General features: G+C 34.4%; 21 protein-coding genes, 1 riboswitch and 1 other annotated feature. Of the genes, 7 read left to right on the forward strand and 14 right to left on the reverse strand.

Features of this window, described 5'->3' with window-relative positions; all coding sequences use genetic code 11:
- Positions 1–41 precede the first annotated feature (41 nt).
- The 3 genes from HMPREF1864_RS05370 to HMPREF1864_RS05380 form a co-directional block, all read right to left on the reverse strand.
- Complete coding sequence (locus HMPREF1864_RS05370) at positions 42–998, reverse strand: hypothetical protein (protein WP_062571809.1); 957 nt, start codon at positions 996–998, stop codon at positions 42–44.
- A gap of 114 nt (positions 999–1112) precedes the next feature.
- Positions 1113–2285, reverse strand: a complete 1173-nt coding sequence (metK, locus tag HMPREF1864_RS05375) for a methionine adenosyltransferase (RefSeq protein WP_062571810.1) — start codon at positions 2283–2285, stop codon at positions 1113–1115.
- A 138-nt stretch (positions 2286–2423) separates the two neighbouring features.
- Positions 2424–2516: riboswitch (SAM riboswitch) on the reverse strand.
- Between the two features lie 43 nt (positions 2517–2559).
- On the reverse strand, positions 2560–3513 hold the full coding sequence (locus HMPREF1864_RS05380) for an AEC family transporter (protein WP_062571811.1): 954 nt from the start codon (positions 3511–3513) through the stop codon (positions 2560–2562).
- A gap of 86 nt (positions 3514–3599) precedes the next feature.
- Between HMPREF1864_RS05380 and HMPREF1864_RS05385 the strand changes: the two genes are divergently transcribed.
- The 4 genes from HMPREF1864_RS05385 (at position 3600) to HMPREF1864_RS05400 (ending at position 7896) form a co-directional block, all read left to right on the forward strand.
- Entirely contained in the window at positions 3600–4502 is a 903-nt protein-coding gene (locus HMPREF1864_RS05385) for a hypothetical protein (protein WP_062571812.1), read from the forward strand.
- A gap of 33 nt (positions 4503–4535) precedes the next feature.
- A complete protein-coding gene (locus HMPREF1864_RS05390) occupies positions 4536–4745 on the forward strand; it encodes a DUF1858 domain-containing protein (protein ID WP_062571813.1) in 210 nt (69 codons plus the stop codon).
- Between the two features lie 78 nt (positions 4746–4823).
- A complete protein-coding gene (locus HMPREF1864_RS05395; RefSeq protein WP_062571814.1) occupies positions 4824–6821 on the forward strand; it encodes a YcdB/YcdC domain-containing protein in 1998 nt (665 codons plus the stop codon).
- Positions 6822–6885: 64 nt separating this feature from the next.
- Positions 6886–7896 (forward strand): polysaccharide deacetylase family protein, encoded by a 1011-nt coding sequence (locus HMPREF1864_RS05400; RefSeq protein WP_062571815.1) that lies wholly within the window; start codon positions 6886–6888, stop codon positions 7894–7896.
- Positions 7897–8496: 600 nt separating this feature from the next.
- Here the strand turns inward: HMPREF1864_RS05400 and gltX are convergent.
- The 10 genes from gltX to serS form a co-directional block, all read right to left on the reverse strand.
- Positions 8497–9972, reverse strand: a complete 1476-nt coding sequence (gene gltX / locus HMPREF1864_RS05410) for a glutamate--tRNA ligase (RefSeq protein WP_062571817.1) — start codon at positions 9970–9972, stop codon at positions 8497–8499.
- Between the two features lie 17 nt (positions 9973–9989).
- The gene (locus HMPREF1864_RS05415) at positions 9990–11552 is read right to left on the reverse strand and encodes an S-layer homology domain-containing protein (RefSeq protein WP_062571818.1); all 1563 of its coding nucleotides are present in this window, start codon (positions 11550–11552) and stop codon (positions 9990–9992) included.
- A 352-nt stretch (positions 11553–11904) separates the two neighbouring features.
- Positions 11905–13230 carry an NCS2 family permease gene (locus tag HMPREF1864_RS05420; protein WP_062571819.1) on the reverse strand — a complete coding sequence of 442 codons (1326 nt, stop codon included), beginning with the start codon at positions 13228–13230 and terminating at the stop codon, positions 11905–11907.
- A gap of 149 nt (positions 13231–13379) precedes the next feature.
- The gene (locus HMPREF1864_RS05425; RefSeq protein WP_062571820.1) at positions 13380–14018 is read right to left on the reverse strand and encodes a hypothetical protein; all 639 of its coding nucleotides are present in this window, start codon (positions 14016–14018) and stop codon (positions 13380–13382) included.
- Positions 14015–14629 carry an ABC-2 transporter permease gene (locus tag HMPREF1864_RS05430; protein WP_062571821.1) on the reverse strand — a complete coding sequence of 205 codons (615 nt, stop codon included), beginning with the start codon at positions 14627–14629 and terminating at the stop codon, positions 14015–14017. Before HMPREF1864_RS05430 ends, HMPREF1864_RS05425 begins: the two co-directional genes overlap by 4 nt.
- Positions 14626–15465, reverse strand: a complete 840-nt coding sequence (locus HMPREF1864_RS05435) for an ABC transporter ATP-binding protein (protein WP_062571822.1) — start codon at positions 15463–15465, stop codon at positions 14626–14628. The genes HMPREF1864_RS05430 and HMPREF1864_RS05435 overlap by 4 nt, the downstream gene beginning before the upstream one ends.
- A complete protein-coding gene (locus tag HMPREF1864_RS05440) occupies positions 15462–15842 on the reverse strand; it encodes a GntR family transcriptional regulator (protein ID WP_062571823.1) in 381 nt (126 codons plus the stop codon). Before HMPREF1864_RS05440 ends, HMPREF1864_RS05435 begins: the two co-directional genes overlap by 4 nt.
- 104 nt (positions 15843–15946) lie before the next feature.
- The gene (locus HMPREF1864_RS05445; protein WP_062571824.1) at positions 15947–16954 is read right to left on the reverse strand and encodes a CPBP family intramembrane glutamic endopeptidase; all 1008 of its coding nucleotides are present in this window, start codon (positions 16952–16954) and stop codon (positions 15947–15949) included.
- A 155-nt stretch (positions 16955–17109) separates the two neighbouring features.
- A complete protein-coding gene (locus HMPREF1864_RS05450) occupies positions 17110–19806 on the reverse strand; it encodes a cation-translocating P-type ATPase (RefSeq protein ID WP_062571825.1) in 2697 nt (898 codons plus the stop codon).
- A 185-nt stretch (positions 19807–19991) separates the two neighbouring features.
- Entirely contained in the window at positions 19992–21278 is a 1287-nt protein-coding gene (gene serS, locus HMPREF1864_RS05455; protein WP_062571826.1) for a serine--tRNA ligase, read from the reverse strand.
- A 36-nt stretch (positions 21279–21314) separates the two neighbouring features.
- Positions 21315–21478: a binding site (T-box leader), on the reverse strand.
- A 471-nt stretch (positions 21479–21949) separates the two neighbouring features.
- Here serS and HMPREF1864_RS08615 point away from each other — a divergent pair.
- The 3 genes from HMPREF1864_RS08615 (at position 21950) to HMPREF1864_RS05465 (ending at position 25439) form a co-directional block, all read left to right on the forward strand.
- Positions 21950–22087: a putative holin-like toxin gene (locus tag HMPREF1864_RS08615; protein WP_005957914.1), complete on the forward strand. Its 138-nt coding sequence runs from the start codon at positions 21950–21952 to the stop codon at positions 22085–22087.
- Positions 22088–22822: 735 nt separating this feature from the next.
- Positions 22823–23734 carry an AAA family ATPase gene (locus HMPREF1864_RS05460; protein ID WP_062571827.1) on the forward strand — a complete coding sequence of 304 codons (912 nt, stop codon included), beginning with the start codon at positions 22823–22825 and terminating at the stop codon, positions 23732–23734.
- Positions 23724–25439, forward strand: a complete 1716-nt coding sequence (locus HMPREF1864_RS05465; protein WP_062571828.1) for a vWA domain-containing protein — start codon at positions 23724–23726, stop codon at positions 25437–25439. The genes HMPREF1864_RS05460 and HMPREF1864_RS05465 overlap by 11 nt, the downstream gene beginning before the upstream one ends.
- 98 nt (positions 25440–25537) lie before the next feature.
- Here the strand turns inward: HMPREF1864_RS05465 and HMPREF1864_RS05470 are convergent, their stop codons facing one another.
- A complete protein-coding gene (locus HMPREF1864_RS05470; protein ID WP_062571829.1) occupies positions 25538–26719 on the reverse strand; it encodes a pyridoxal phosphate-dependent aminotransferase in 1182 nt (393 codons plus the stop codon).
- Between the last annotated feature and the right edge of the window lie 7 nt (positions 26720–26726).

The following is a 26726-nucleotide window of genomic DNA, read 5'->3' on the forward strand; positions in this document are numbered from 1 at the left end:
ACTTTACAAAAAAAGAAGGGGTTGCCCCCTCCTCATAAGGATTAATCAAATCCAAATTTTTCTCTCATTATTTTAAGTTCTTCATCAGTTAAGTCGTTTTCGTCAACTGGCTCTTTATTTTCTTCTTCAGCCATTTTCTTTTTGTGCTCTTCAACAATCTTATCGTGCTCAGCTATAACTGCTAGGGCAACGTCTTGTGGGATTTCAATAGATTTCTTTTCTACTTCAGAAAGTTCAACCTTGCCACCAACGCAGAATTTCTTTCCATCTTCAAATTCATAAACAAAGACTTCAAGTTCTCCTGCTGGGTTTTTTATTGCAATCTTGTAGTCTTCATCAAGCTTTTCAATGTCACTTTCAAGATAATTAACTACAGCTACAGTACCTGATCCACAAGAGCTTTCTCTAAATAAAGTTTCAGAACCTTCTACATAAACGTAAGGAATCATTTCAAGCTTTTCCTTGTTGAAGAAAAGAACTCCATAGGCTTCGTCCTTGTGATCTTTTTTAAGGACTTCAAGAGCCTTATCTACAAAGTCTCTGTCTTCTTCTCCTTCAACAATTAAGTGACTAATCCCGTGAAGTTTAATAAGTGTGCAGTCCTTGCCATCTATTGTCAAGTTTTCTCTTTCAATAGGACCATCAAGGGCAACATAGGCCTTTTGATTTTTAACATCTGCAATTACATCAGTTGTTCCTTTATGACCGCTTACATAAACTTCAATATCAACAAGTCCATCGGTGTCGTAGAAGCCTGCAGAGTAAAGTCCATAAGCTCTTGTTGCGTTGGCACAAAATTCTCCACCCATCATATCCATCCTAAGGGGTGCACCTTCATAAGCTGGAGAAATAAATCCAACTTGTTCTACATCTTTATCTATTTGTTCAATAATGCAGTCTGTGTAGGCTTTTCTATAGCCTGGATAAACAGGAGCAACAACAAAGCCTGTTATATTTCCACATGGGTTCGCTCTAAAATAATTAAAAGTTTTCTTCATAACCATCCTCTTCTCGACTCTAAAAATAAATTTGCTCTTTAATTATAGCATACTAAGTTAGTATTTTTTAACAGCTAATCCTATCTTACCCGAAATTTAATTTTTAACGCAGTCTTACTTTAGATACTTCTTAAGGTCTTCTACCCTATCTGTCCTTTCCCAAGGAAGATCTAGGTCGTTTCTACCAAAGTGACCATAGGATGCAGTTTGTCTGTAGATTGGTCTCAATAGGTCTAGGTCACGAATAATTGCAGCTGGTCTCATGTCGAAGTTTTCCATAATAATTTTTTCGATTTCTTCATGAGATAGTTTACCAGTGCCAAAAGTTTCTACATAAACTGAAGTTGGTCTTGCAATACCAATTGCATAAGCAAGTCCAATTTCAACTTTATCTGCAAGTCCTGCTGCCACTAAATTTTTTGCAATGTACCTTGCGTAGTAGGCACCTGACCTGTCAACCTTTGTTGGATCCTTTCCTGAAAAAGCTCCACCGCCATGTCTTCCAAATCCACCGTAGGTATCAACAATTATTTTTCTGCCAGTAAGTCCTGCGTCAGCCATTGGTCCACCAATAACAAATCTACCAGTTGGGTTAATGAAAAATTCTGTGTCTTTGTCAATGAATTCTTTTGGCACAACTTTTTCAACTACCTCTCTAATTATGTCTTCCCTAATTTGTTCCATAGCTACATCTGGAGCGTGTTGGGATGATACTACAATATTTTTAAGTCTTACTGGCTTGTCTTCTTCATACTCAACTGTAACTTGAGTCTTGCCATCTGGTCTTAGGTAGTCAAGTGTACCATTCTTTCTTACTTCAGTTAATCTTCTTGATAACTTGTGGGCAAGTGAAATTGGAAGTGGCATTAACTCTTCAGTTTCGTTGCAGGCAAATCCAAACATAATACCTTGGTCTCCTGCTCCAAAGGAGTCAAGTTCGTCTACTCCTTCTTCCTTAAACCTGTCAACACCCATGGCTATGTCAGAAGATTGTTCCTTGATTGCAGAAAGGACTGCACAAGTTCTTCCATCGAAACCAAACTTTGCCCTGTTGTATCCAATATCTTCTAGGACTTCTCTTGCAGTTTTTTCGAAGTCCACATAAATTTCTGTTGAGATTTCTCCAGTTATAACTATCATTCCTGTGGATGCCATAGTTTCACATGCCACTCTCGCATTTTTATCTTCTGCCAAAATCTTATCTAAGATGGCATCTGATATTTGGTCGCAAACTTTATCAGGATGTCCTTCTGTAACGGACTCTGAACTAAATTGCCATTTTTTCATTTTATTTCTTTCCTCCATTTTAAATACCTTGATTTAATGTATGAATTTATTTTCTCTTTTCTATTTGGTCAAATTTATAAAGTCACATAAAATTTTAATCCATAAAAAAATCCCCACGCAAAAAGTGAGGACCATTAAACCTCATCTTCCAGATAAAAATCTGTGGGATTTAGCACCAACTAGGTTGCCGGGTTTCAAAGTGCCCATTCACTCCACCACTCTCAATAAGGTATTATTTATATTTTGTAGTTTTGATTATAGCACTTAAATTTTTTTAGTGCAAGAAGTTAAAATAGTTCATTATGGATATGCCCACTGGGTAGGTAATAATACTCATGATAAAAGAAAGAGTGATTACCTTTGAGGCAAATTCATAATCGGACTTCATTTGCTTTGTAAAGATAAAGCAGTTGGCTGCGCAAGGAGTTGCCCAAAATATATAGGCTATTCCAAGCTCCATATTTGTAAAGCCAAGCTTAACTCCTATTGGTATAAGCATAAGTGGAGCTAAAACTGTCTTGATAAAGGCTGAGATAAACATAAACTTGAAATCATCCTTTGATGATTCAAAGTTTAGACTTGCCCCAATTAATATAAGTGACATTGGTGTTGAAATCTTTGCCACCATTTCTATTGCCTTATCAATTCCTTGATAAACTGGTATGTTTAAAAAGTTAAAAATTGAACCAAAGACTACACCAGCAATCATTGGGTTCTTTATTATCTTTATAAGAATATTAGCAACAGAAATTGATTTATCTTCTACCTCAGAATAATAAGTCAAGATTACAATAGCAGCTATGTTATAAAGAGTAAGACCAAAGGCAATTATTACTATCATGTGTTCCATTGAAGGAGCACCATTATAAATTATGTCTAGGATTGGAAAGCCAACATAGACAAAGTTTGACCTGTAGGCACAGTGAATAAAGGCAGATAATTTTCTCTTGTCTTTAATCCTCAAAGTCTTTCCTATTATAAGAGAAATAAAAATTATAAAAATAATTCCCAATAAGATGTAGGCAACATATTTTGGATGAAGGGATTCAATCCTTGCATTCTTTATGTCGTAAAATAATTTAAAGGGCAAGGCCATGTAAAAGACTATCCAGGTTCCCTTGTCTACGAAGTTGTTGTCAATGTATCCTTTTTGTTTTGCAAAGTATCCCAGTAGCAAAACTATAAACACGGGCGATACAATATTAAAACCCATAAGTAAGTTACTCATAAAATCACCTTATTAAATTATAGGTTAAATATTTGGTCTTGTCGAGGGCAATCTTTTAAAATACAATAGACCTAGGAGGTCGTGTTATGAAAAAAATAATTTCTATAGGGCTTACATCCCTAGTTTTAATTACAAATGTATTTGCTAGTGCAAAAGTTTCTAGTCAAAGCGTCTTAGTCGATGGAAAGGACACAGGTGTTAAGGGCTACAACATTGCCGACAACAACTACTTTAAGTTAAGAGACATTGCAGCTCTTCTTGATGAAAAGGACGCTGAGTTTAATGTATCTTACGACAACGACAGAAAAGCTGTCATCATCACTAGCAAGTCTGACTACAAGAAAACTGAAAATGATCTTGTACCTTTAAAGGACAGCGACAGTGAAGTAAAAAGTTCAACTCACAAGGTCTTTGTAAATGGAGTTAGACATTCTTTTAGCGTGTACACAATTGACGGCTATAATTATTTTCAATTGAGGCAACTTGGTAAGACAATTGGTTTCAGTGTTAACTTCGACGAAAAAAATAATTCTGTCCAAATTGATTCAAAATCAATTCCTGGTCGCTCTCTTGTCAACAACCAAGTCAATGTAAAAATTGTTGACTACGTAACTGACTACGAAGAAAAGAGCTTAGACATTTTAAAGGACCCTCTTCTTGACATTTCAAAATTTCTTGCTAATATAAAGAACGAAGTACTTGCAACATCTGAAGAAGGCAAGCTAAGTGGAGAGTCAACCTATGTTAAGTCAGAAAATATTGTTGAAGTCCTACCAACTTCTGCTAAGTACCATGGCAAGCTAGTGTACACTCCTTATATAAAGATTGAGCAAGGAGATAAGTCGGAAGTCTTCCCTTATGAGAAGGGATTTGAAGTTGCAAAAACTTTAACATCAAAGGGCTTCGACTCCACAAGTGAATTTGAAATTAGCCTTGGAACAAAAAGCAAGGACCATTTTGTTAAGTACTCATCTTTTAAGTATAAATAATTTTGGGTATATTAATCAGGGAGGTGTTAGTAAATGAAAATTAAAAAAGAAATGTTAATCGGACAAATTCTTTCAGAAAAACCAGAATCAATTGGTACTCTAATGAGTTTTGGAATGGGATGCATTATGTGCCCATCTTCTCAAATGGAAAGTCTTGAAGAAGCAGCAATGGTTCATGGTATAGATCCTAATATGCTTGTAGCTGCTCTTAATGAAGATAGCAAAGAAGAAGCAGACGCTTAATCTAAAGCTTAATTTTGAAGAGGCAGAGCCTCTTCTTTTTTTACATAAATACTTTAACGATTTACAAAGGAGAAAAATATGAAAAAGAAAATAATTTATGCACTCTCCCTAGCCCTTCTCGTGGGACCAGTTGTGGCTTCAGTTGAAATGACAAATTACACTCCTACTGATGAGGCAGTGACAGTTGACATAACAAAGAAGGAAAAGGAAAAAGTTAAAGAGATAAAAGAATTGTTTAATATCACAGAGGCCTATGAAGATTTTAATTTGATTAAGGATCCTATTAATTCTGACTCAGGTTCTACTTACTTAAATAATAAAGCAAAGAATAAAACTATTGACTCCTACCAATGGTCTGATGAAAACTTAGGAAACTTACAAGTTGCCTACACAAGTGATGGCGACTTCTATTCCTATTCAAAGTGGAGCAAGGATCAAGATGACAATAAAAATTCTAAAAAGATTTCAAAAGACCAGGCACAAAAAATTGTAGAAGAAAAGTTAGCAAAGCTTATTCCTGACTTCGACAAAAAATATAAATTAAGAGATTTTTCATTCTTAGATGATGGAAAGGAATTAAACTTTTTATATGAGAGGTTAATACATGGAATACCACTTGCGTCAGACTCTCTTTATGTAAACATCTCCCTTACTTCTAAAGAAATTGGAAATATGGAAATCAACTCCGACTTCGGTCCTACTACTTCCTTCTTAAGTGACAAGGACTTTAAGAACAAGGCCAAGCTAAGTCAAGAAAAAGCAGAAAAAATATTTAGAGAAAAGTTTCCACTTAGGCTTTCCTACAAGATTTCCAATGATGGCAAGTCCGTAGCCAAGGTCTACCACTCAGAAATTTTTGATATAGATGCAGAAGATGGTAAGCTTGTAAAAAATAATAATTTGGGACTTATGCCCTATGAGATGGATAAAGCTGCTAATGCTGAAGGTCTAACCGATGTGGAAATTAAAAAGATTGAGGGTCTAAAGGACTTAAGTAAAAAATCACAAGCTAAGAAAAAAGCCTATGAAATTGCTGGTGATGGCTACCAAGTTACATCAATCTCTTTAAACTCTGACAAGGAAAATTTCTACTACAATATAAGCCTAGAGAAAGATAAAAATTATGGCAGACTCACACTAAATGCTAGGAACTTAAATCTTATTTCCCTAGACCTTTGGACTGACAAAAAAGTTTACAACAACAAGCTTAAAGAAGCAGATGCTAAAAAGCTTGCCCTAGGCTTCTTAGAAAAATACGGAGACAAGAAAGAGCTTAACTTAGATAAGATTTCAATTGACTCTTCTAAGATGGGAACTTCTGTTACTATACCAAGATATGTAAACAAACTCCCTGTCCTAAAGGAAGGTGTGAAAATTTTTGTAGACCAAAATAAAAAAATTTCATCTTATGAAAGGACTTCAACAAAAATTGATTTCTCTAAGGCAAGTGACAATAGCTTGACTCAAGAAGAAGCCAACAAGATCTTCTTATCCTCTAAAAACTTTGGACTAAAGTATGTAATGACTAACAAGGGACCTAAACTTTTCTACGGCAACATAAGGGACTTCGCCCCAGTCATTGGTCAAGATAAAATATTAAGAGATTACAATGGAGAGATTATTAACTTTAAGGAACAAATATCTTACTCTGACCTTAACAAGGCAAGGGACAAGGAAGCAATTCTTTACCTAAAGGATTTGGGCATTGGTTTAATTGGAAGAAAACTTTCAGACAAGATTAACTATCAAGACTTTGTTAAACTTTTAAATGCTCCTAACAGAATGAACTCCTCCTACATTGATAATTTTGGACTTGACCTTGAAAAATTAAAGGGCAAAAATATTTTAGAAAAAGATGTAGTAAAGACTCTTGTTACAAAAAATAATCTTGAAAGATTTACAAAAGCCAAGGGAATTTTTAAAGAGGACATCTTTAAAAATCAAAAGTCTTTAGGCGATTATGAATCTTATTATATAATCGCCAAGGGCTTCGCCTATATTAATGGCGACATAGACCCCAATAAGGAAATGACCCTCGAAGAAGTTCTATATTTAATCTATAACTCAATGAAGTAATTGTAATTCTTTTGTAATTGCATCTTACCTCCCACTGATGTATATTATCACTGGGAGGTTTTTTATGACCCAAACAAACTACGATAGAAGAAAAAGATTAAGAAGACAAAGGGCTAGACGAAAGAAGAGAATAAGACAAACTATTTCAATTTCAATTTTTGTCTTAATACTTATTTTTATATTTTCAAAAATCTTTTCTGGAATAAAAAACTCAAAAGACACAGAAGTTTCACCTGCCCTAATGTGGTACTACACAAATGAAATTTATAAGGACAGGCCAAGACCAATCTTTTATGAAAAAGAATACATCTCTAATGTTGTCTTGGACAAACTAGGTCAAATGGAAGATGAATTCATAGTCAAGGGATCCAACCACCTAAAGAAGGTTGACAAGTATGCCTATGACGCAAAAAAAATTCGTGACTTCACAGTCCACCAAAACTACAAGGGCAAAAAGAAAATTGTATTCTTGACCTTTGACGATGGACCAAATAATGAAATCACTCCACAAGTTCTAGATACCTTAAAGAAGGAAAATGCTCGTGCAACTTTCTTCCTTGTCGGCAAGTCTATTGGTGACAAAACTGCAGGACGTATAAGAGAAATTCTAGCAAATGGTAACGCCATTGGTACTCACTCCTTCACCCACGACTACGACTACCTCTACCCAGGAAGAACTGTAAATGTGGAAAGAGTTTATGATGAAATAGAAAAGACTAATGAAAGACTTAAAAATATTTTAGGCGATGATTTTCATTCAAAGGTCTTTAGGTATCCAGGTGGCGAAATGTCATGGAACAATATTGAAGCTTGCGATTCATATCTAGCATCAAAAGATATAAATTGGATTGACTGGAACTGCCTTGTTGGTGATGCAGAGAAAAAATCTGTGAGACCAACAACAATCCAAGGTCAAATCGAATATCTTGACAAGAGCTTAAACGAAAACAAGAACACAAAAATTGCCGTCGTACTTTCTCACGACGCAATAAACAAACAACTAACAGCCGACTCCCTATCAGAAGTTATAAAATACTTCAGAGACAGGGACTATGAATTTGGACTTTTAAAATAACTTTAATTTTTAACAAGTTTATAAAAATTTAGAGGACTGATTTATTTTCAGTCCTCTTTTTATTTGCCTTAAGTCATTATAAATTAAAACAAGATTATTAATTTTAAATTAAACTAAGTCCTTTTTTATTAAGTAGATTAAAATAAATAAGCTGATAAAGGCCAAGATGTAAGAAGATAATATATATACAATAAATAAAGACTTTCCACTTTTCTCATCTAGACTTCCAACAATAAGAAGGCTGGGTAAAAAAGATAGAAAACTGAGATAAGTATAGATAATAAGACAAACTTTAATAAAAGTAATATTTATATTATCAATAAAAATATAAGCCCAACCCAAGCTTAAAAATATTATAAAGGCATGAATTAAAATCCTATAAATTATATTAGATTTTTTAGGATACTGCCAAAAGATTACCTTCAAAAATTTTTTTATATTTGTTGTCAACTATATCCCCCACCTAAAAAATACTTGTAATAATATTATAGTTTATAAAATAAAAAAATATCTATCATTAAAAATTATTTTTTAGAAAAATTTAGGTCTCAATCTTTAAACAAAAAGGACTAATCTCTATGACTAGTCCAATTTTTTTAATTAAAGTGAATTTTTAATTTTTTCTGCTCTTTCAATTAGCTTGTCCTTGCCTAAGAGGTAAAGGATATTTTGCATTTCTGGTCCGTGAACATTTCCAGAGATTGCTGCTCTTACTGGCATGTAAAGTTGCTTGCCCTTTACTCCAGAATCTTTTTGAACTTCCTTCATAAGTCCCTTGGCAGTTTCCATGTCAATTTCATCGTGTGCCTTTACAATCTTTATAAAGGAATCAAGAAGTCCTGGCACGTGTTCTTGTGCTAATTCTTCTTTTGCGGCATCTTCTGTGATTTCTATGTCGCCAAATAAGAACTTTATGTGTTCTGGAATGTCTTCTAACTTGTCACAAGCTTCTCTAACTGTATCAATTAAGATCTTGTACCATTCAAAGTTGTTTCTAATTTCTTCTTCACTTAGTAGACCTGACTCAGTTACAAATGGTATAGCAAGTTCAGCAAGTTTTTCTAAGTCGTAGGACTTCATGTAGTGAGAGTTAACCCAGTTTAACTTGTCAGTGTCAAAGATTCCGCCAGACTTTCCTACCCTGTCAAAGGAGAATTTTTCTACTAGCTCATCTAGGGACATGATTTCTTCTCCATCTTCTGGAGACCAACCAACAAGTGCAAGATAGTTTACAATACCTTCTGGTAGGTAGCCCCTCTTCTTGAAGTCTTCTACTGAAACATCTCCTTGTCTCTTAGAAAGTTTTTTTCTGTCCTTATTTAAAACTGTTGGAAGGTGAACAAATTCTGGCGCTTCCCAGCCAAGACATTCATAAAGATAAACGTGCTTTGGAGTTGATGGAAGCCATTCTTCCCCTCTAACAATGTGAGTGATACCCATTAGGTGGTCGTCAACAATTACAGCCATGTGGTAAGTTGGAAAACCATCTGACTTCATTAGGACTTGGTCATCAATTTCATCAGTGTTAATTGTAACTTTTCCACGAACTGCATCATTAAAAGTTATGTCCTTGTTCTTTGGAAGTTTAAGTCTTACAACATAGTCTTCTCCAGCTGCAACTCTTTTCTTAGCTTCTTCAAGAGGAATTCCACGGCAAAGTCCATCATACTTAGGTACCTTTCCCTTAATTCTTTGTTCTTCCCTAAGATTATCTAGTCTGTCCTTAGAACAGAAGCAGTAGTAAGCGTGGCCATCTTCAATTAATTTATCAACATATTTTTTGTAGATGTCTAATCTTTCTGATTGGATGTAAGGTCCACAGTCGCCAACTTCTGTTAGCTTGCCGTCCTTAACAATAACACCTTCGTCATGAGTTATGCCTGCCCATTCAAGAGATTCAATTAGGTTTTCTATGGCACCTTCAACATATCTTGTCCTATCTGTATCTTCGATTCTCAAGACAAATTTGCCGCCATTTTTCTTTGCGAATAAGTAATTGTAAAGAGCTGTTCTCAAACCTCCAATGTGAAGGTAACCTGTTGGTGATGGTGCAAATCTTAATTTAATATCTGACATTTTTTATTCCTTTCTGTTTACTTTGCTGTAATTTCTATAACTTGATAATATGCCCAGTGGTCCCTGTTTAGGTCCTTAAAGGGGTTGCTTGAATATTTATCTAAGAAAGACTTGTTGATCTTCCTATACAAAATCTTGTTGAAAATTGTGGCAGCTTCTGCCCTTGTAATCTTGTCATTTGGTTTGAATTCATTTTTTGACTTTCCAACCATAATTCCATTACTTGACAAGGCATTTATAGCATCACTTGCCCAATAATTTCCCTTTACGTCCTTGAAATCAATTGGGTGGTTGCCCACATTCAATTTTAAATAATTTGCCATCATACTTGCAAACTGTGCCCTAGTCATTGGCTCATTTGGTCTAAAAGTTCCATCTTCATAACCAGCTATTAGGCCCTGCCTTTCTATAAAGACAATATTGTCATAGAACCATTGGCCCTCCTTCAAGTCACTAAAGTTAGTCTCTCCATTGGCCTTGGCCTTGTCATTAATCAACCTCTTTAAAACTGAAGCAGCCTCTGCCCTAGTTATTTTTTCGTTTGGAGCGAATTTATCACTTGATATACCTGACATATATGGGAGTCTAACAAGACTTATGGACTTTTGAAGCTCCTCAAGAGACTTATTTACTTCATCAGTTGAAACTTCGCTTTTTACTACAACATATTCAGCTGAGGCAATGGCTGCACGAAGTCTTCTTTCATTTTGGATACCTGCCTTGGCAGTGGAAAGATTTTTCGCAAAGTCAACATAGTCAGTTAACTTTTCAAGAGTTTTTATTGTGCTATAAGTTTCTAGTTCAACGTTATTTTCATTTACAAGTTCTGTTGATTTTTTTGCCTCAAGCTTGGCCTTTACCAAATAGTCAAGGCTTGCTTCCTTGTCCTTTGTCCTTGCAACTATTCTGAGAAAAGATCCTTCTTTTAAGTCAAGCCCTTGGAATCTAAAGTTCCCCTTTTCATCTGCCTTAGTAGTTGCCACAAGTTTTTTATCAATAGCAAGTCTTAAATCAGCATTTTTTTCTGTTGTACCTTGAATTTCACTTGCCCCATCGTAAAGGTCCTTGATAATCAAAACTCCATTTTGAGTTTTTGTTGAGGACTCAAGATTTTTTTGGTCACTCTTAGTGTCCCCTTCCTTATCTACATAGGATAGGACAAAGGAGTTTTTCAAGTTGGAGCTTGATCCAACATCATTCTTTACCCTAGTGCTAATTTCTAGGTTTAGTCTGTCGCCCTTTATAACAGATAAGTCGTTAGCATTGATTGTGACGATGCTTTGTTCCTTGCCCTTAATAGAAGTTTCCCTAATATCTAGCTTACCAGTTACTTCCTTCTCATCAATTAACTTTGTTTCCTTGACCTCAAGTGCCTTATCCAACAAAAGAGTCACAGAAAAAGATGAATACTTCTCCTTGTAATCTCTTGGCAAATTTACAATTAAATTATACTTTAGGCTGTCTCCACTCTTTGCCTGAGATAAACCAGGTTGTTCTAGGACAACTTGAATGTCTTCAGCGGCAAAAACATTTACAAAAAGAGTAAAAGCCATAAGAATGTATAAAAACATTTTTTTCATTAGAATGCCCCCTTAATATATTTATAATTATACTAAAGGGGCTTTAACAATTCAATAAACTCGGCTTTTTTTAATGTAAGGAGGTCATCCTAAATAAAAAATAAATTTTTACTAAAAAGCTTTCATAAAAAATTATTTTCATAGAACTTTGTAAAAATTTATGACTTAATAAATATTTACGACTTCAAAAAAATTTAAAGCTACATAAATAATTACGACTTTATAAATAATTGCGACTTCATAAAAAATTATAACTTCATAAAAATTTATCACTTACAAATTAAAAATCACTCATAAAAAAAATAGGACTCCAAAATAATTTTTGAAGTCCTAAAAATTTACTATAAATTTCTTATAAAGGTAGAATTGGTCTTAGGTATCTTATTGTAAAGATAAGAGCCAATAGGTACATAACAGGTGAAACTTCTTTTCCACGTCCTGTTGCTACTTTTAAAATTACATAAGAGATCATTCCAACAGAAATACCTTCTGCAATTGAATATGCAAAGGGCATTGTCACCATTGTCAAAAAGGCTGGAACTGATTCTGTGTAGTCATCTAATTTTATTTGATTAATTGGACTAATCATAAAAAGTCCTACCATTACAAGAGCAGCTGATGTTGCTTGTGCTGGCACAATTGAAAAAATTGGGAATAAAAATAGTGATATAAAGAAGAAGAAGGCACATGATATAGTTGTAAGTCCAGTTCTTCCTCCGTCTGCAACACCTGATGCTGATTCAACAAAAGTTGTAACAGTAGATGTACCTAGTAGGGCACCAACAACTGTACCAATGGCATCAGATAAGAGTGCACGACCAACTCCTGGTAGGTTTCCATCTTCATCAATTAGGTCTGCCTTAGTTGCAACTCCAGTAAGAGTTCCCACTGTGTCAAATAAGTCTACGAATAAGAATGTAAACATAACAGAGAACATATCAAAAGTGAAGATGTCCCCCCAGTGAAGTTTAAAGGCAACAGGGCTAAGTGATGGTGGAAGTGAAAATAACATTCCATCAGGCAAGTGACTAACTCCCAAGATAAGAGCAAGTACAGTTCCTGTTATAATTCCATATAAAAGTGCTCCCTTGACTTTTTTTGCAGTAAGAAATGCCATAACCATTAGTGATACTATGAATACAAAGGATGGTCTTGATGCAATTTCTCCAAGAGAAATTAGAGTTGCATCATTATTTACAATAATTCCTGCTGATGTAAGTCCAACTAGGGTTATAAATAAGCCTATACCAACAGATACTGCGTTCTTAAGTGACATCGGTATTGAAGTAAATATTGCTTCACGAATGTTGAAGAAGCTCATCACTATAAAGATGACACCTTCTACGAATACTGCCGTTAAGGCGTAGGACCAATCGTGACCCATGCTTAATACAACTGTGTAAGTGAAGAAAGCATTAAGTCCCATTCCTGCTGAAAGTGCAAAGGGCAAGTTTGCATACAATCCCATAAAGATCATTGCAATGATTGACGAAATAATAGTCGCAGTGAAAACTCCACCCTTGTCCATTCCAGTTTCAGATAACATATTTGGATTTACAACAAGGATATATGACATTGTCATAAAAGTTGTAAGCCCTGCCAAAAACTCTGTCTTGGCATTAGTCTTTCTCTCATTAAGAGAAAATGTTCTTTCTAAAAAACTTGAATTTGTTTCCATTTTTTCCTCCTCATATAAAATACATTTTTTATTCTATCACATTGCAAGACAAATGAAAGTGTGATGATAATATTTTTTTTATTTTCTTTTATTTAATTTTAAGTAATAAAAAAAGACTCTTGAAGTGGGGCTTCAAAAGTCTTTCTTTATTAATAATCTTTTCTCTCTCCTATTATTCGAGCGATGATATAAATTGCTACGACAAAGATGATTAAGAAGAAACTTAATTTAAGGGAGCTTGTATTTTTTATTATGCCTAAGAAAAATCCTGCTGGATTTTTTCCAATTTTGTCAAGCAAGGGAAGTAGAGCTGGCGATAATGTAAAGATTGTGCCCATTCCACTTGTTTGTCCAAAGTAAAGATAGATGGGGATACCTATAAGGTAGTATGCCATCACATACAATATAACGAAAAGTCCAACCTTAAATTCAAGACCATTTATTTCAACATTTTGCAAGATGTAAGTCATTAAAAGTGAATCTATTATAAATATACTTAATACCTTCAAGAACTTTACATTTATTATGTCAGCTCTTGATACACCCACACATAGTAAATAGGGTTTGCTCTTGTCAATTATCATTCCTTCACTACTTATTACGTATAAGACATAGTGTAATAGGATAGCTATTAGAAAAAGTGTGGCAAAGGGTTTTTCTGCAAAGAAACTAAATTCTTTTGTAAAAAGTCCTAGGCTCTTAATGGCAAAAATCATTGCAATAAATATGAGATAGACAATAATAAATTTTTTTCTAATTTTTAAATCATTTACTAGGAGTGTTTTCATAATATCCCCCTCTCTCTCAAGTATTTTGTAGAATATTTGTAGTCTAAGCTAAAGGACAAGATGCAAATTATTATTGATACACCTATAAATATTGGTCTGTAAATAGCAAAGCTTTCATAAAAACTTGAATAAATAAAAGCTAAGCCTGCTCCAAATCCAATTAAGGTATAAAGGAAAACTACAAGTCCCCTTTGATATCTTGTGAAAACAATGTGGCTGAGGCTAAGTGCCATAAAGTCTAGGGCTATAAATAGGCTCATATAAATGTCTATGATAATGTTTTTATCTTCCTCATTACTAAGAATTAATCCCATTAGCAAAACAAGAGAAGTAATTACAAAGATAATTAAGTTTTTTATTATCTTCGCAAGAGAATAGTCCTCAATAGATATTGGCATAGTCATGAACTTTTGAAAATCTTTGAAGTTATCCCCAAAGACGCTTTGTGCCCTAATGATAAAGATCATTGTAAGAGTCCATTGGCTAAAAAACTTGCTGAAAACTTGTCCTGTTATCAAAAAACCTATAAAAAGTATTGCAGTAACAAATATAACAATTGGTAGGGCAATATTCTTTACAAGTTTAAAGTCATTATATAAAACTGCTTTCATTGTCCACCTCTTGATAAAAATATCATTATGTCCTCCACATTTGCCCTATCCACAACTTCGTTAGGATAAAATTCTTTAAAAACTTGGACGTTTTTTATTAGAGCTTCTGTTGAGTACTTATTTTTTCTTGTCTTTAAAATAAAATCTCCATAATTTTTTAAGTTTTCTTCAGAGGTTTTTAAAATTCCATATTTTTCTATTAGGGAGTCCTTTTCATCGTATAAGATTACTCTTCCCTCGTGGATATAAATTATATAGTCGGCAATTTTTTCTATGTCAGACAAGATGTGTGATGAAAATAAAATTGTCTTGTCCCCGTCCTTGATGTAGTCAAATAAAAATCCTATGATTTCGTCACGAATAACTGGGTCAAGACCTGAAGTTGGCTCATCAAGGATCAAGAGGTCAGGGTCGTGACAAATTGCAGAAATAATTTTTAACTTCATTAAGTTACCTGTAGAGAGTTCATTTAACTTTTTGTCCCTTGGCATCTTAAATTTATCTGCACAGTCATAAAACATTTTTTCATCAAAATTTTTGTAGGCAACTTTTAAAATATCAACAACGTCTTTTATCTTAAAAGTATCGTTAAAGAAGGAGTCAGGTATCACTGCCCCAATTTTTTCAAAGGACTCCTTGTGAATCTCCTCTCCAAAAACTTTTATGTCGCCATCATACCTGTAGAGGTCAAGGATGCACTTAAGTAGTGTAGTCTTACCTGCACCGTTCTCCCCAATTAGTCCAAGGACTGCTCCCTCTGGAATTTCTAAATTTTCTATATCAAGGTCAAAGTCCTTAAATTCTTTTCTCAAATTTTTTATTTCTATTGCTTTCATACTTCACCCACTTCATCTAATGTCTTTAAAATTTCTTGCAATTCTTCCATTTCAATTCCTGCAGCCTTGGCAACAGTCATTGCGTCAGTAAAATATTTTTCAATCTCTGCAAGAGCATTCTCTCTCACAACTTCTTCATTTAATTTTTTTACAAAGGAACCCTTGCCTGGCATGGAGTAAATATATCCTTCTTGCTCCAAGTCGTTGTAGGCACGCTTTGTTGTAATGACAGAAACCTTTAAGTCGCTGGCAAGAGTCCTCATACCAGGAAGAGCTTCGTCTGCCCTTAGGTCACCAGCAACGATTTGAGCCTTGATTTGATTTTTTATCTGCTCGTAAATTGGAAGGCCAGAGTCATTGGAAATAATAATTTTCATATCACACCACCTTTAAGCCTATATACTTTATTTTTTTGCTTTTACACAATACTTGTTTTAGTGATTTTAATAATTTTTATAAATTTTGTAAAAGCACAAAACAATTAAGATTCTTTAATTTTCTCATATACAGATTTTTCCCAAAGATTTTCATCCTTAACGTATTTTGAAAAAATAAAAAATCCAAAAAATATAATTACACTTACAGACTCTATCAAAAATATTTTTAAATCATAATGTTGTCCAGAAAATATATCTTTAGATAAATCTGTGACAAATAGTAGGGCAAGATTATTGTTTAAATAGTGAATCATAACTGGTGCCCAGATTGACTTTGTCTTATTGTAGGCATAAGTTAAGAATATCCCTAAAAATGTACAGAATACAAGTTGTACAAGTATAGAATAAATTTGTGATGTCAATAGTCCATCTGAGTAATAAAATAAATTAAGAGGTAAGTGCCATATTCCCCAAATAAAACCTGTAAGTAGAATAGATTTTTTATAACCATAAAGTTCTTTTAACCTTGGTGCTAGATATGCCCTCCAACCATACTCTTCTCCTAAAAATGGCATAATATTAAGAAAAGAAATTATAAAAATGAAAACAGAAGTCATTAAGTTTTTTAAATTCAAAATTTTATAAAATTCACTCACTTCACCTTGAAGTAAGCTTGATAGAAAACCCCTCGTAAAGTATATGCTTATAAATAACAAGCACATAAGTAAGGTTAGTTTTTTATTTGGATTATCTAGTGCTAACTTCTTTTTCAAGTTTTTGTCCATTTTGTAAAGAGATATTATCATTGGAATAGCTAAAATTAAAATAACTAAACTGGACAAATTACTAAACTTTGGATAGAAAATATTTATTATCGAAAGTGCAAATAAGATAAGACTTGTCACTAGGTATATTCTAATAGCAGAAATTTTTAAAATATTTTTATCTTCTTTATACAAAAGTGCCACTACGCCCAAAAAGGGAATAAACATTTGAAATACAGGATAAATATTTGTGCTTATATTGTGTAGTTTGCAATAGTAAATAGCAAATCCCATTAAGTAGGGAATAATGAATGATATGCCAATAAAAATTTTTAAATCTTTTTTCATAATATCGTCAACTCCTTAAATTAAATTTTAAGTGTATATACTTTATATTTACACTATAAGCCCAGCAAATAATTTTGTCAAGATTTTATAAAAATTTTCAATAAAAAAATATCCTTAGACTTTATTAGTTTAAGGATACTTTGGATTTATATTTTTTATTTTTTCTTGAATCTTACTTTCTTTTGAATTTCTCCTGCAACTAGTGGGATAACTGATGAACCAAGTACAACTGCGATTTCTTTTGGTCCTAAGTCCATAAGACTAAAGGCATCGTTTAATACTGGTACATAAATTACTACTAACATCAACAAGAAGGAGAAAAATGTTGCAAGTACCAGCTTTTTATTTGTGAAGACTCCAATTTGAAATACAGTCTTGTCAATTGATCTTGATGTGTAAGCTCTTAGAAGTTCACAAATAATTAATGCTGAAAATGCCATTGTTCTTGCGTGTCCAAGTCCTTCACCTGTGCCATACCACTTAAGTCCTACCAAGTAGGCAAGTAGTGTTGCAAATGTGATTGCAATAGATTGGATGGCAACTGTAATTTTTATTTCTGTGTCAAGGATTGGTTCGTCTGGATCACGTGGCGGCTCCTTCATTATGTCTGCCTCTCCTCTTTCAACTCCAAGGGCAAGTGCTGGGAAGGAATCTGTAACAAGGTTAAGCCACAACAATTGAATAGGAATTAGTGGTACTGGAAGGTTCATTAGGATTGAAATCAATACTATTAAAACTTCCCCAAGGTTACATGAAAGTAAATAAGCAACGAACTTCTTGATGTTGGAATAGATAATTCTTCCTTCTTCAACTGCGTTTACAATTGTTGCAAAGTTGTCATCTGTCAAAATTACTTCTGCAGTATTTTTTGCAACGTCAGTACCTGTTATACCCATGGCAATACCAATGTCTGCCTTTTTAATTGCTGGGGCGTCGTTAACACCATCACCAGTCATAGCAGTTATGTGGCCATTTTGTTTTAGGGCTGTAACAATTTGAACCTTATTTTCTGGAGAGACTCTTGTAAAGACAGATTTTTTCTTTACAACTTCTCTAAGTTCTTCTTCGGACATTTCGTTAAGTTCTCTACCCAAGATTGCTTGGTCATCTGATGTGGCAATGCCAAGGTCCTTTGCTATAGCAAGACCTGTTTCAAGGTAGTCACCTGTAATCATAATTGGTCTTATGCCTGCAGTCCTACATTCTTTTATTGCTGCCTTTGCTTCTGGTCTTGAAGGGTCAATCATACCTGTAAGTCCAACAAAAACCATATCCTTTTCAATATTTTCTGATGTGATTTCACTTGGCATGTCCCTGTGTTTTCTATAAGCATAGCCTAAACATCTTAGGGCAGATCTTGCAAACTCACTGTTCTTTGCTAAGACTTCTTCTCTTAATTTTTCATCAAGTTCTGCTTCTTTTCCATCTATTAAGATTTTGCTACATCTTTCAAGGACAACGTCTGGTGCTCCCTTTGTAAAGGATGCAATGTCATCAAAAATCTTGTCGTGGAAAGTTGTCATCATCTTTCTATCAGAGTCGAAAGGAATTTCTTCGATTCTGTCAAAGTTACTGTAAAGTTCCTTAAGACCATTACCTGCCTTTTCTGCAAAGGTAAGAAGGGCACCTTCAGTTGGGTCTCCAATAATTGATGCTTCCTCACCCTTAACTTGTAATTTTGCATCATTAGTTAGGGCTGCGATAGAAGATAAAATTTTAAGGTTTTCGTCTTCTTCAATTGTAACTTTTGCATCTTTTCTTGTTACGTCACCTTCTGGAGAGTAACCAGTACCTGAAACATCGTAAACATGTCCGTCAGTAAATACTTTTACAACAGTCATTTCATTTTGTGTAAGAGTACCAGTCTTGTCGGAACAAATTACTGTAGTTGTTCCAAGAGTTTCTACTGCCAAAAGTTTTTTAACAATGGCATTTTTTTCTGCCATCTTGCCCATGCCAATTGAAAGTACAATTGTTACAATAGCAGGTAATCCTTCTGGCACTGCTGCTACTGCAAGCGATATTGCAGTCATAAACATTTCTCTTGGGTCGTGCTTATAAAGTATGCCAACTCCAAGAACTACTGCACAAATTACAAGAACTAAAATACCAAGAGTCTTTGATAGCTTTGCAAGTTTTCTTTGAAGGGGAGTTTGTTCATCTCCAACTGTTGCAATTGAAGTTGCAATCTTTCCAATTTCTGTTTCGTGGCCAGTTTCTATAACAAGTCCCATACCCCTGCCGTAAGTTACAATAGATGATGAGTAAGCTAAGTTTTCTCTGTCACCAATTTCCATCTTGCCATCGTAGACTACAGAAGCTTCCTTTTCCACTGGTACTGATTCACCAGTTAGGGATGACTCGTCAATTTTTAAGTTTGAAGACTCTAAAAGTCTTAAGTCCGCTGGGACAATGTCACCTGTTTCAAGGATGATAATATCCCCTGGCACAAGTGCCTTGGAGTCAACCTCAATGTGTTCGCCATCTCTTATGACCTTGGTCTTTGGTGACGACATCTTTTGTAGGGCTTCAATAGCTTCTTCTGCCTTGCCTTCTTGGTAGATTGATAAAAAGGCATTGACAATTACAATGGCAATAATTATTCCTGCATCAAGTGCTTCGCCATTGAAGGCTGATACAAGGGCTGCTAGCATTAAGATGATAATCATTGGGTCAAGGATTTGTTCCTTTAACTTCTCTCCAAAAGATTTTTTCTTTTCTGCTTCGAGAGCATTTTTTCCATATTTTTCAAGCCTAACCTTGGCTTCCTCTTGACTTAGTCCCTTATCTTTAGTTGTAGAAAGATTTTTTAGAGCTTCATCAGGAGATTGATTATACCAATTTTTTTCCATACTTCCTCCTTTATAATACAAAAAAGAGACCGACTGTTACGTCGGTCTCACATACTTACATAATAAGCTTTCCAGCCGGGCAATGCCGTAATGACGACTGAAAATTTAAAAGTTACTCCCCTAAGTGAGTAAATTATATCAAATTACTTTCTTTAAAACAATGAATAAGACTTAATAAATTATTTTTATTTCTTTGGAGTTAGCTTTGTCATTCCACCCATATACATTTGTAGTGGTTCTGGAATTCTTACGCTGCCATCTTCTTGAAGTAGGTTTTCTAAGAAGGCGATTAACATTCTTGGTGGAGCAACAACTGTGTTGTTTAGTGTGTGGGCAAAATATGTGCCATCCTTGCCACGAAGTTTGATGTTAAGTCTTCTTGCTTGTGCATCGCCAAGGTTTGAACATGATCCAACTTCAAAATATTTATTTTGTCTTGGAGAGAAGGCTTCAACGTCAAGAGACTTAACCTTTAAGTCTGCCAAGTCACCAGAACAACATTCAAGAGTTCTAACAGGTATATCTAATGAACGGAAGAAGTCCACTGTGTTTTGCCATAATTTTACGTACCAGTCTTTTGATTCTTCTGGCTTACAAATTACAACCATTTCTTGTTTTTCAAATTGGTGGATCCTATAAACCCCTCTTTCTTCAATACCGTGAGCTCCAACTTCCTTTCTGAAGCATGGAGAATATGAAGTAAGTGCAAGAGGCATATCTTCTTCTGGAGTAATTGTATTTATATATTTACCAATCATTGAGTGTTCAGAAGTACCAATTAGGTAAAGGTCTTCGCCTTCAATCTTGTACATCATGTTTTCCATTTCTGCAAAACTCATAACACCTGTAACTACATCTGATCTAATCATAAAAGGTGGAATGTGATATTCAAAACCACGGTCAATCATAAAGTCTCTTGCGTAAGCTAGGATTGCAGAGTGAAGTCTTGCAATATCTCCCTTTAGATAATAGAAACCTGCACCTGATGTATTTCTTGCAGAGTCAAGGTCAATTCCGTTAAAGCTTTCCATAATATCAATGTGGTAGGGAATTTCAAAGTCAGGAATTACTGGTTCGCCAAATCTTTCAAGCTCAACATTTTCGCTGTCGTCCTTTCCTATTGGCACTGTGTCATCTATCATTTGTGGAATAACTTGCATCCTCTTCTTAAGTTCTTCAGCAAGATCTCTTTCAGTAGCTTCAAGATTTGTTATCTCTTCATTAATTTCAGCAACTTTTTTCTTTGCTTCTTCTGCCTTGTCCTTTTCTCCCTTTTGCATAAAGCCACCAATTGCTTTTGAAGTTTGGTTTTTTTCTGCACGAAGATTGTCGCCCTTAGTCTTTGCTGCTCTTAGGTCCTCGTCAATCTTTATAACTTCATCAACTAGTGGAAGTTTGTCATCTTGGAATTTCTTTTTGATGTTTTCCTTTACTGCTTCTGGGTTTTCTCTTACAAATTTAATGTCTAACATAAATCCTCCCTTAAAATAAAAAAGCCCCTCAATCCCTAAAGGGACGAGAGACCCGCGTTGCCACCCTAATTAACCAAATGGTTCACTTAAAATTTCATAGACTATGAGGTGGATTCATCTTAAAAATTTTACAGGTTCTCACCAGCCACCTACTCTCTTAAAAACTTTTTAAAATTACTATTCTCAATTATCGCCTTTTTTAGTTTTTTTTATTATAACATAAGTAAAAATAAGTTCAAGCTTTTTGTACTTTAAAGTAATTTAATTAATATGAATTGATGGAGTTTTCTAAAATATGTATAATAAGAATGAGGACATCAACTAGACGGTACAGGCAGATGGTTTTCCCTAATCTCACTTAGATTGGGGGTGATAGTATGACTGATTATGAAATTTTATCTCTAATTTTTAAAATTTTTATGTTGGTTATTGCTATTGTTACCCTATTTCAAAATAAGAAATAGAAAATAAAAAACCTACCTGTATTTTCGCTGATAGGTAGGTTTTTATAATTTGCCTCAGGGAAAACCGTCGCTTGTGCCCGAATGGGTATTAACGGTGTCCTCTTTATCTATATTATAACATAAGATTTTTATTTTTAAAGGCTGCATGGCCTTTTTTATTTATGGCTTGCTCTTACAAATTTATTAATTGATGGAGTTTTCTAAAATATGTATAATGTAGACGAGGACATACAGATGGTTACCCTTCCAAAGGGAGGGGGTGGTGCTATGAGTATATTTGAGACATTGTCTTTAATGATTGCTTTTGGCACACTTATAGCCCTTATCATTAGAAAAGATAAGTAAGAAATGAGAAAGCCACCTGTATCACTACTACAGATGGCTTAATTAAAATTTAGTCATTGAGGGTGACCATCTACATGGTGTCCTCTTTATCTATATTATAACATAAGATTTTTATTTTTAAAGGCTGCAAGGCCTTTTTTTATTTAAGGTTTGCTTTTACCAATTTATTAATTGATGGAGTTTTATAAAATATGTATAATAAGCGTGAGGACATACCAAGGTGGTTGCTCTTTACTTTTATAGTAAAGGGGGTGATTGCAATGTCAGATTTTGAAATATTAAGCCTTGTGCTAAAATTCATTGGTTTGATTATTGCTATATTAGCCCTGTTTCTTAATAAGAAATAGCATAAAATAAAATACCACCTGTATTGCACTACAAGTGGTATTAAATAAATATCAACTTAGAGCAACCATCTCTCGTGCCCGAATGGGTATTAACGGTGTCCTCTTTATCTATATTATAACATAAGATTTTTATTTTTAAAGGCTGCAAGGCCTTTTTTATTTTTTAAGATACTTTATAATGGCAAGTATTGCCAAGATAATAAGTACAAAAATTCCTACATGTATTGCCAAACCAAGAATTAATGAAATAAGAGACCAAGAAGTAATAAAATCCATAATGATTCCTCCTTTATACTTTCTTACATTATAACAATAAAATAAATCTTTTACAAAATTTATTTCCCACACATAATTTCACTTTTTGTTATAATAGGCAAGAGGTGATGAAATGAGAGACTTCTTACTTTCACAAGGCGTTTCAAAGGATCTACTTAAGGGAGTAGATGAATTTATAGAAAAACATAATTTAAATAAGGATTTTGAATATAGAATTCCAAATATAAAATACAAATATTACGGCAAAAAAACTTGGGAGAAGGCCATCGCTGCAATTTTATCTGGCGACAACATCCTCCTCTCTGGACCAAAAGCAACGGGCAAAAATGTTTTGGCAGAAAACTTGGCATATCTCTTTAAGAGACCTCTATGGACAGTTTCTTTAAACATTGCATCAGACCCTTCAAGCTTAATTGGATCTGATACCTTCAAGAACAACGAAGTAACTCTTAAGAAGGGACCAGTTTATGAAGCAGCAGAAGAAGGTGGCTTTGCAGTCTTTGACGAAATAAATATGGCTAAGAACGAAGCCCTTTCCGTTGTCCACTCCACTCTTGACTACAGAAGGGTTCTTGATATTTCTGGTTACGACAGACTTATGCTAAACGATGCAACAAGATTTATCGCCACAATGAACTACGGCTACATTGGTACTCGTGACCTTAACGAAGCCTTGGTGTCAAGATTTTTGGTAATCGATATGCCAACTATTACTGAAGAGGACCTTGCAAAGTTGTTTAAAGAAAACACAAGACTCAACAAGGATGCAATAAAAATTTTCACAAGATTGTTTTTAGACCTTCAAGAGAAATCTCTTAACTCAGAAATTTCTTCCAAGGCCATAGACCTTCGTGGACTTATGTCAAGTATTGAGCTCATGAATCGTGGACTTGGCATAAGAGAGTCCCTTGACCTTGGCATTGTTGACAAGACCTTTGACTCCTACGAAAAGGAAATTGTCAATGACGTCATTGACACCCTTTTTGTAAAAAATATTGAAAGAGCTGATCTCTTTGAAGGATGAAAATAGGCTAAAAAATATTTTTTGGACTTTATCAGACTTCTACGACTTTGATATTTTTAATTTTTCACTTAAACCTGAAGACTCCTACGAGGCTGCCCTTCTTGGTCATGCCAGTAGGTATTTTGATTTTTATGTACTTGATGACTTCTTCAAGAAGTATGTAAATTCATTAAACAACAAAAGGGACTTGTGGGAAATTTCAAAATTAGTTTTGGAAAATATTTTTTCAAAAGAAATGATTTTGGAAAGACCAGGTACTTTGGATTTTAAAAATGACCACGATGAAAAAATTTTAAAAAATCTAAACAGGCGAAAAATTATTATGACTACTGAACTTAAAATTGGCTACATCAGAAAAGAAAAAGGTCAATATCCAAAGGTCCAAAGAGTCTTAGAAGAGATGTTAGGAGAAATTTATAACTTTAAGGAGAAAGACACCTTTAAGTATCTTGATTTCTTAAGATATCTTTTCAAAAAATATTTTCACATCAACAAGGACCTTCCCCACGACACAGAAGAGTCCTACGAGGAATTTAAAAAAGAAGCTAAATCCAACTCAACTTCAAAGAAAAATTCTCCCTACCAGAGAAAAAATTTCATAGACAAGGACTTCCTTGAGAGGTACAACATTGAGTCAGCTGAGTTCACCTTCTTTAATGACGACTACAGGGACATAAACGTTAAAGAAGACACTCTAGTAAATAACTTTGGAGACAAAAGTATTTACAAGGCTCTAGTCAAACGCTATGGGATTGAGAAAATAAAAAGACACACGGCTGATAGGATTGCCCAAGAGATTTCAACTGGCATCCACGAGGAAATAAAATTTTTCTTCCCTGCTGGAGAATTTGAAAACAAATCCTCCTATTATGCCCAGGAAGAAATTGGAAATTACTCTGACAACTTAAACTTTTATGAGAGCAACAAGTTGCAAAATTCTCGTGCCATAAGAGAACTTGCTGGCGTAGTAAAAAATTCCCTCTTAAAAGAATCTGAAGATGAAATATTAAAATCCACTTCTGGAAAAATTATTCCATCAGAAATTTGGAAGACGAGAGAGTTAAATGAAGATAGGATTTTTGAAAAAATTAACAGGAAGGACTCCAATGAAATTTATGTAGACATTCTCTTGGACTCCTCTGCTTCACAAAATGATAGGAAGGAAATTCTTGCAACAGAAACCTATATCATTGCAGAGGCCCTAACATCTTTAAATATAAAAACTAGGGTCTTCTCTTACAACAACTTTTACAATTATCTTGTAATAAAAAAATACAGAGACTACAATGATCCAAAAATAAAAAATAAGGACATCTTCAAGTACTCTCCTTCGGGATCTAATAGAGATGGTCTTGCAATAAAATTTATGCGACACCTGATTTCAAAAAACAGAGACGCAAGAAGATTTTTAATTGTTCTAACTGATGGCCTTCCCTTTGACGAAATCGACATTGGAATAGTTGGTGCATCAAAGACGCCTGGAGAAAATTACAAGGACGAAGAAGCTGTAATGGACACATCAAAGGAAGTCCTCTTGACAAGACTTAAAGGAATCAACACCTTTGGAGTCTTCACTGGCAAAGAGGCAGAAAGTATGAACATCAAGAAGATTTACGGCAATGACTACGCTTATATAACTGACATCGCCCGCTTCCACAAGGTAGTTGGTATATTTTTAAAAACTTATGCAAATAAAATAGAGTAGGTTCAATGAGAAACCTACTCTATTTTTAATGCTTTCGCTATATTAAATCCTACCTTAACAAGGACCACTGAATAAATAATTTTTAAAATCCAGTGAGCTTACTTATTTAAAAAATGCTTACAAGCTTTCTCCATCCTGTTTAGACCCTCAACTATATCTTCGTAAGAAGATGCGTAGGAAAATCTAACAAAGCCTTCTCCTGCACTTCCGAAAACTGTTCCTGGAACAATTGCAACGCATTCTTCATCAAGAAGGTAATTGCAGAATTCTTCTGAAGAAACTCCAAGTCCCTTGATATTTATAAAGGCATAAAAGGCACCGTCAGGAGCATTTAGGCTAAGTCCTTCAATTGAGTTAACTTTATCGACAATGTAATCACGTCTTCTCTTGTATTCCTTAACCATTTCTTCTGCGCCTTCATTTCCTTCTTTAAGGGCAGTGATACCTCCATGTTGAACAAAGGAAGTTGCACAAGAAGTATTGTGTTGGTGGATAATATTTAGGACCCTAATAAATTCTTCTGGGGCTGCAATATAAGCAAGACGGAAGCCTGTCATAGAATAAGTTTTTGAGAAACCATTAATAGTAATAGTTCTTTCCTTCATTCCATCAAGAGATGCAATAGATACGTGCTTTTTGTTTCCATAAATAATCTTTTCATAAATCTCATCAGAAATTACTAGGATGTCTTTTTTCTTTGCAAAGTCAGCAAGTTTTTCCAAAGTTTCTAGTGTGAACATAGATCCAATTGGGTTTGATGGGTTAATAATTACAATAGCCTTAGTCTTTTCTGTAACAAGGTCTTCAAGTTCATCAAAATCAATTTGGAAGTCATTTTCTTCTGCAAGGCTATATCTTACAGGCACAGCTCCCATAATATAAGCTGCATTGATATAGTTTGGCCAGCAAGGATTTGGTAGAAGGATTTCGTCGCCTTCTTCTAGGATAAGTGAATAAGAATCATAAATAGATTCAGTAGCACCTACTGTTATCAAGACTTCCTTTGCAGTATAGTCTAAATTATTTTCCTTTCTAAGTTTTTCAGCCACAGCTTCTCTTAGAGGCATTACGCCATAATTTGATGTATAAAAAACATTTCCATCTTCGATGCTCTTTATAGTAGCATCTTTTATTACCTTTGGAGTGTCAAAGTCTGGTCTGCCTACTTCAAAGTGGTAGATTTTTTTGCCAGCTCTTTCCATCTCAAGGGTTTTTTCATTGATTTTTCTAATGCCAGATGGCCCAACCTTATTAAACTTACCACAAATAAAATCTCTCATGATTTCC

The sequence above is a fragment of the Peptoniphilus sp. DNF00840 genome, assembly GCF_001553125.1.
Classification (GTDB): Bacteria; Bacillota; Clostridia; order Tissierellales; family Peptoniphilaceae; genus Peptoniphilus_A; species Peptoniphilus_A vaginalis.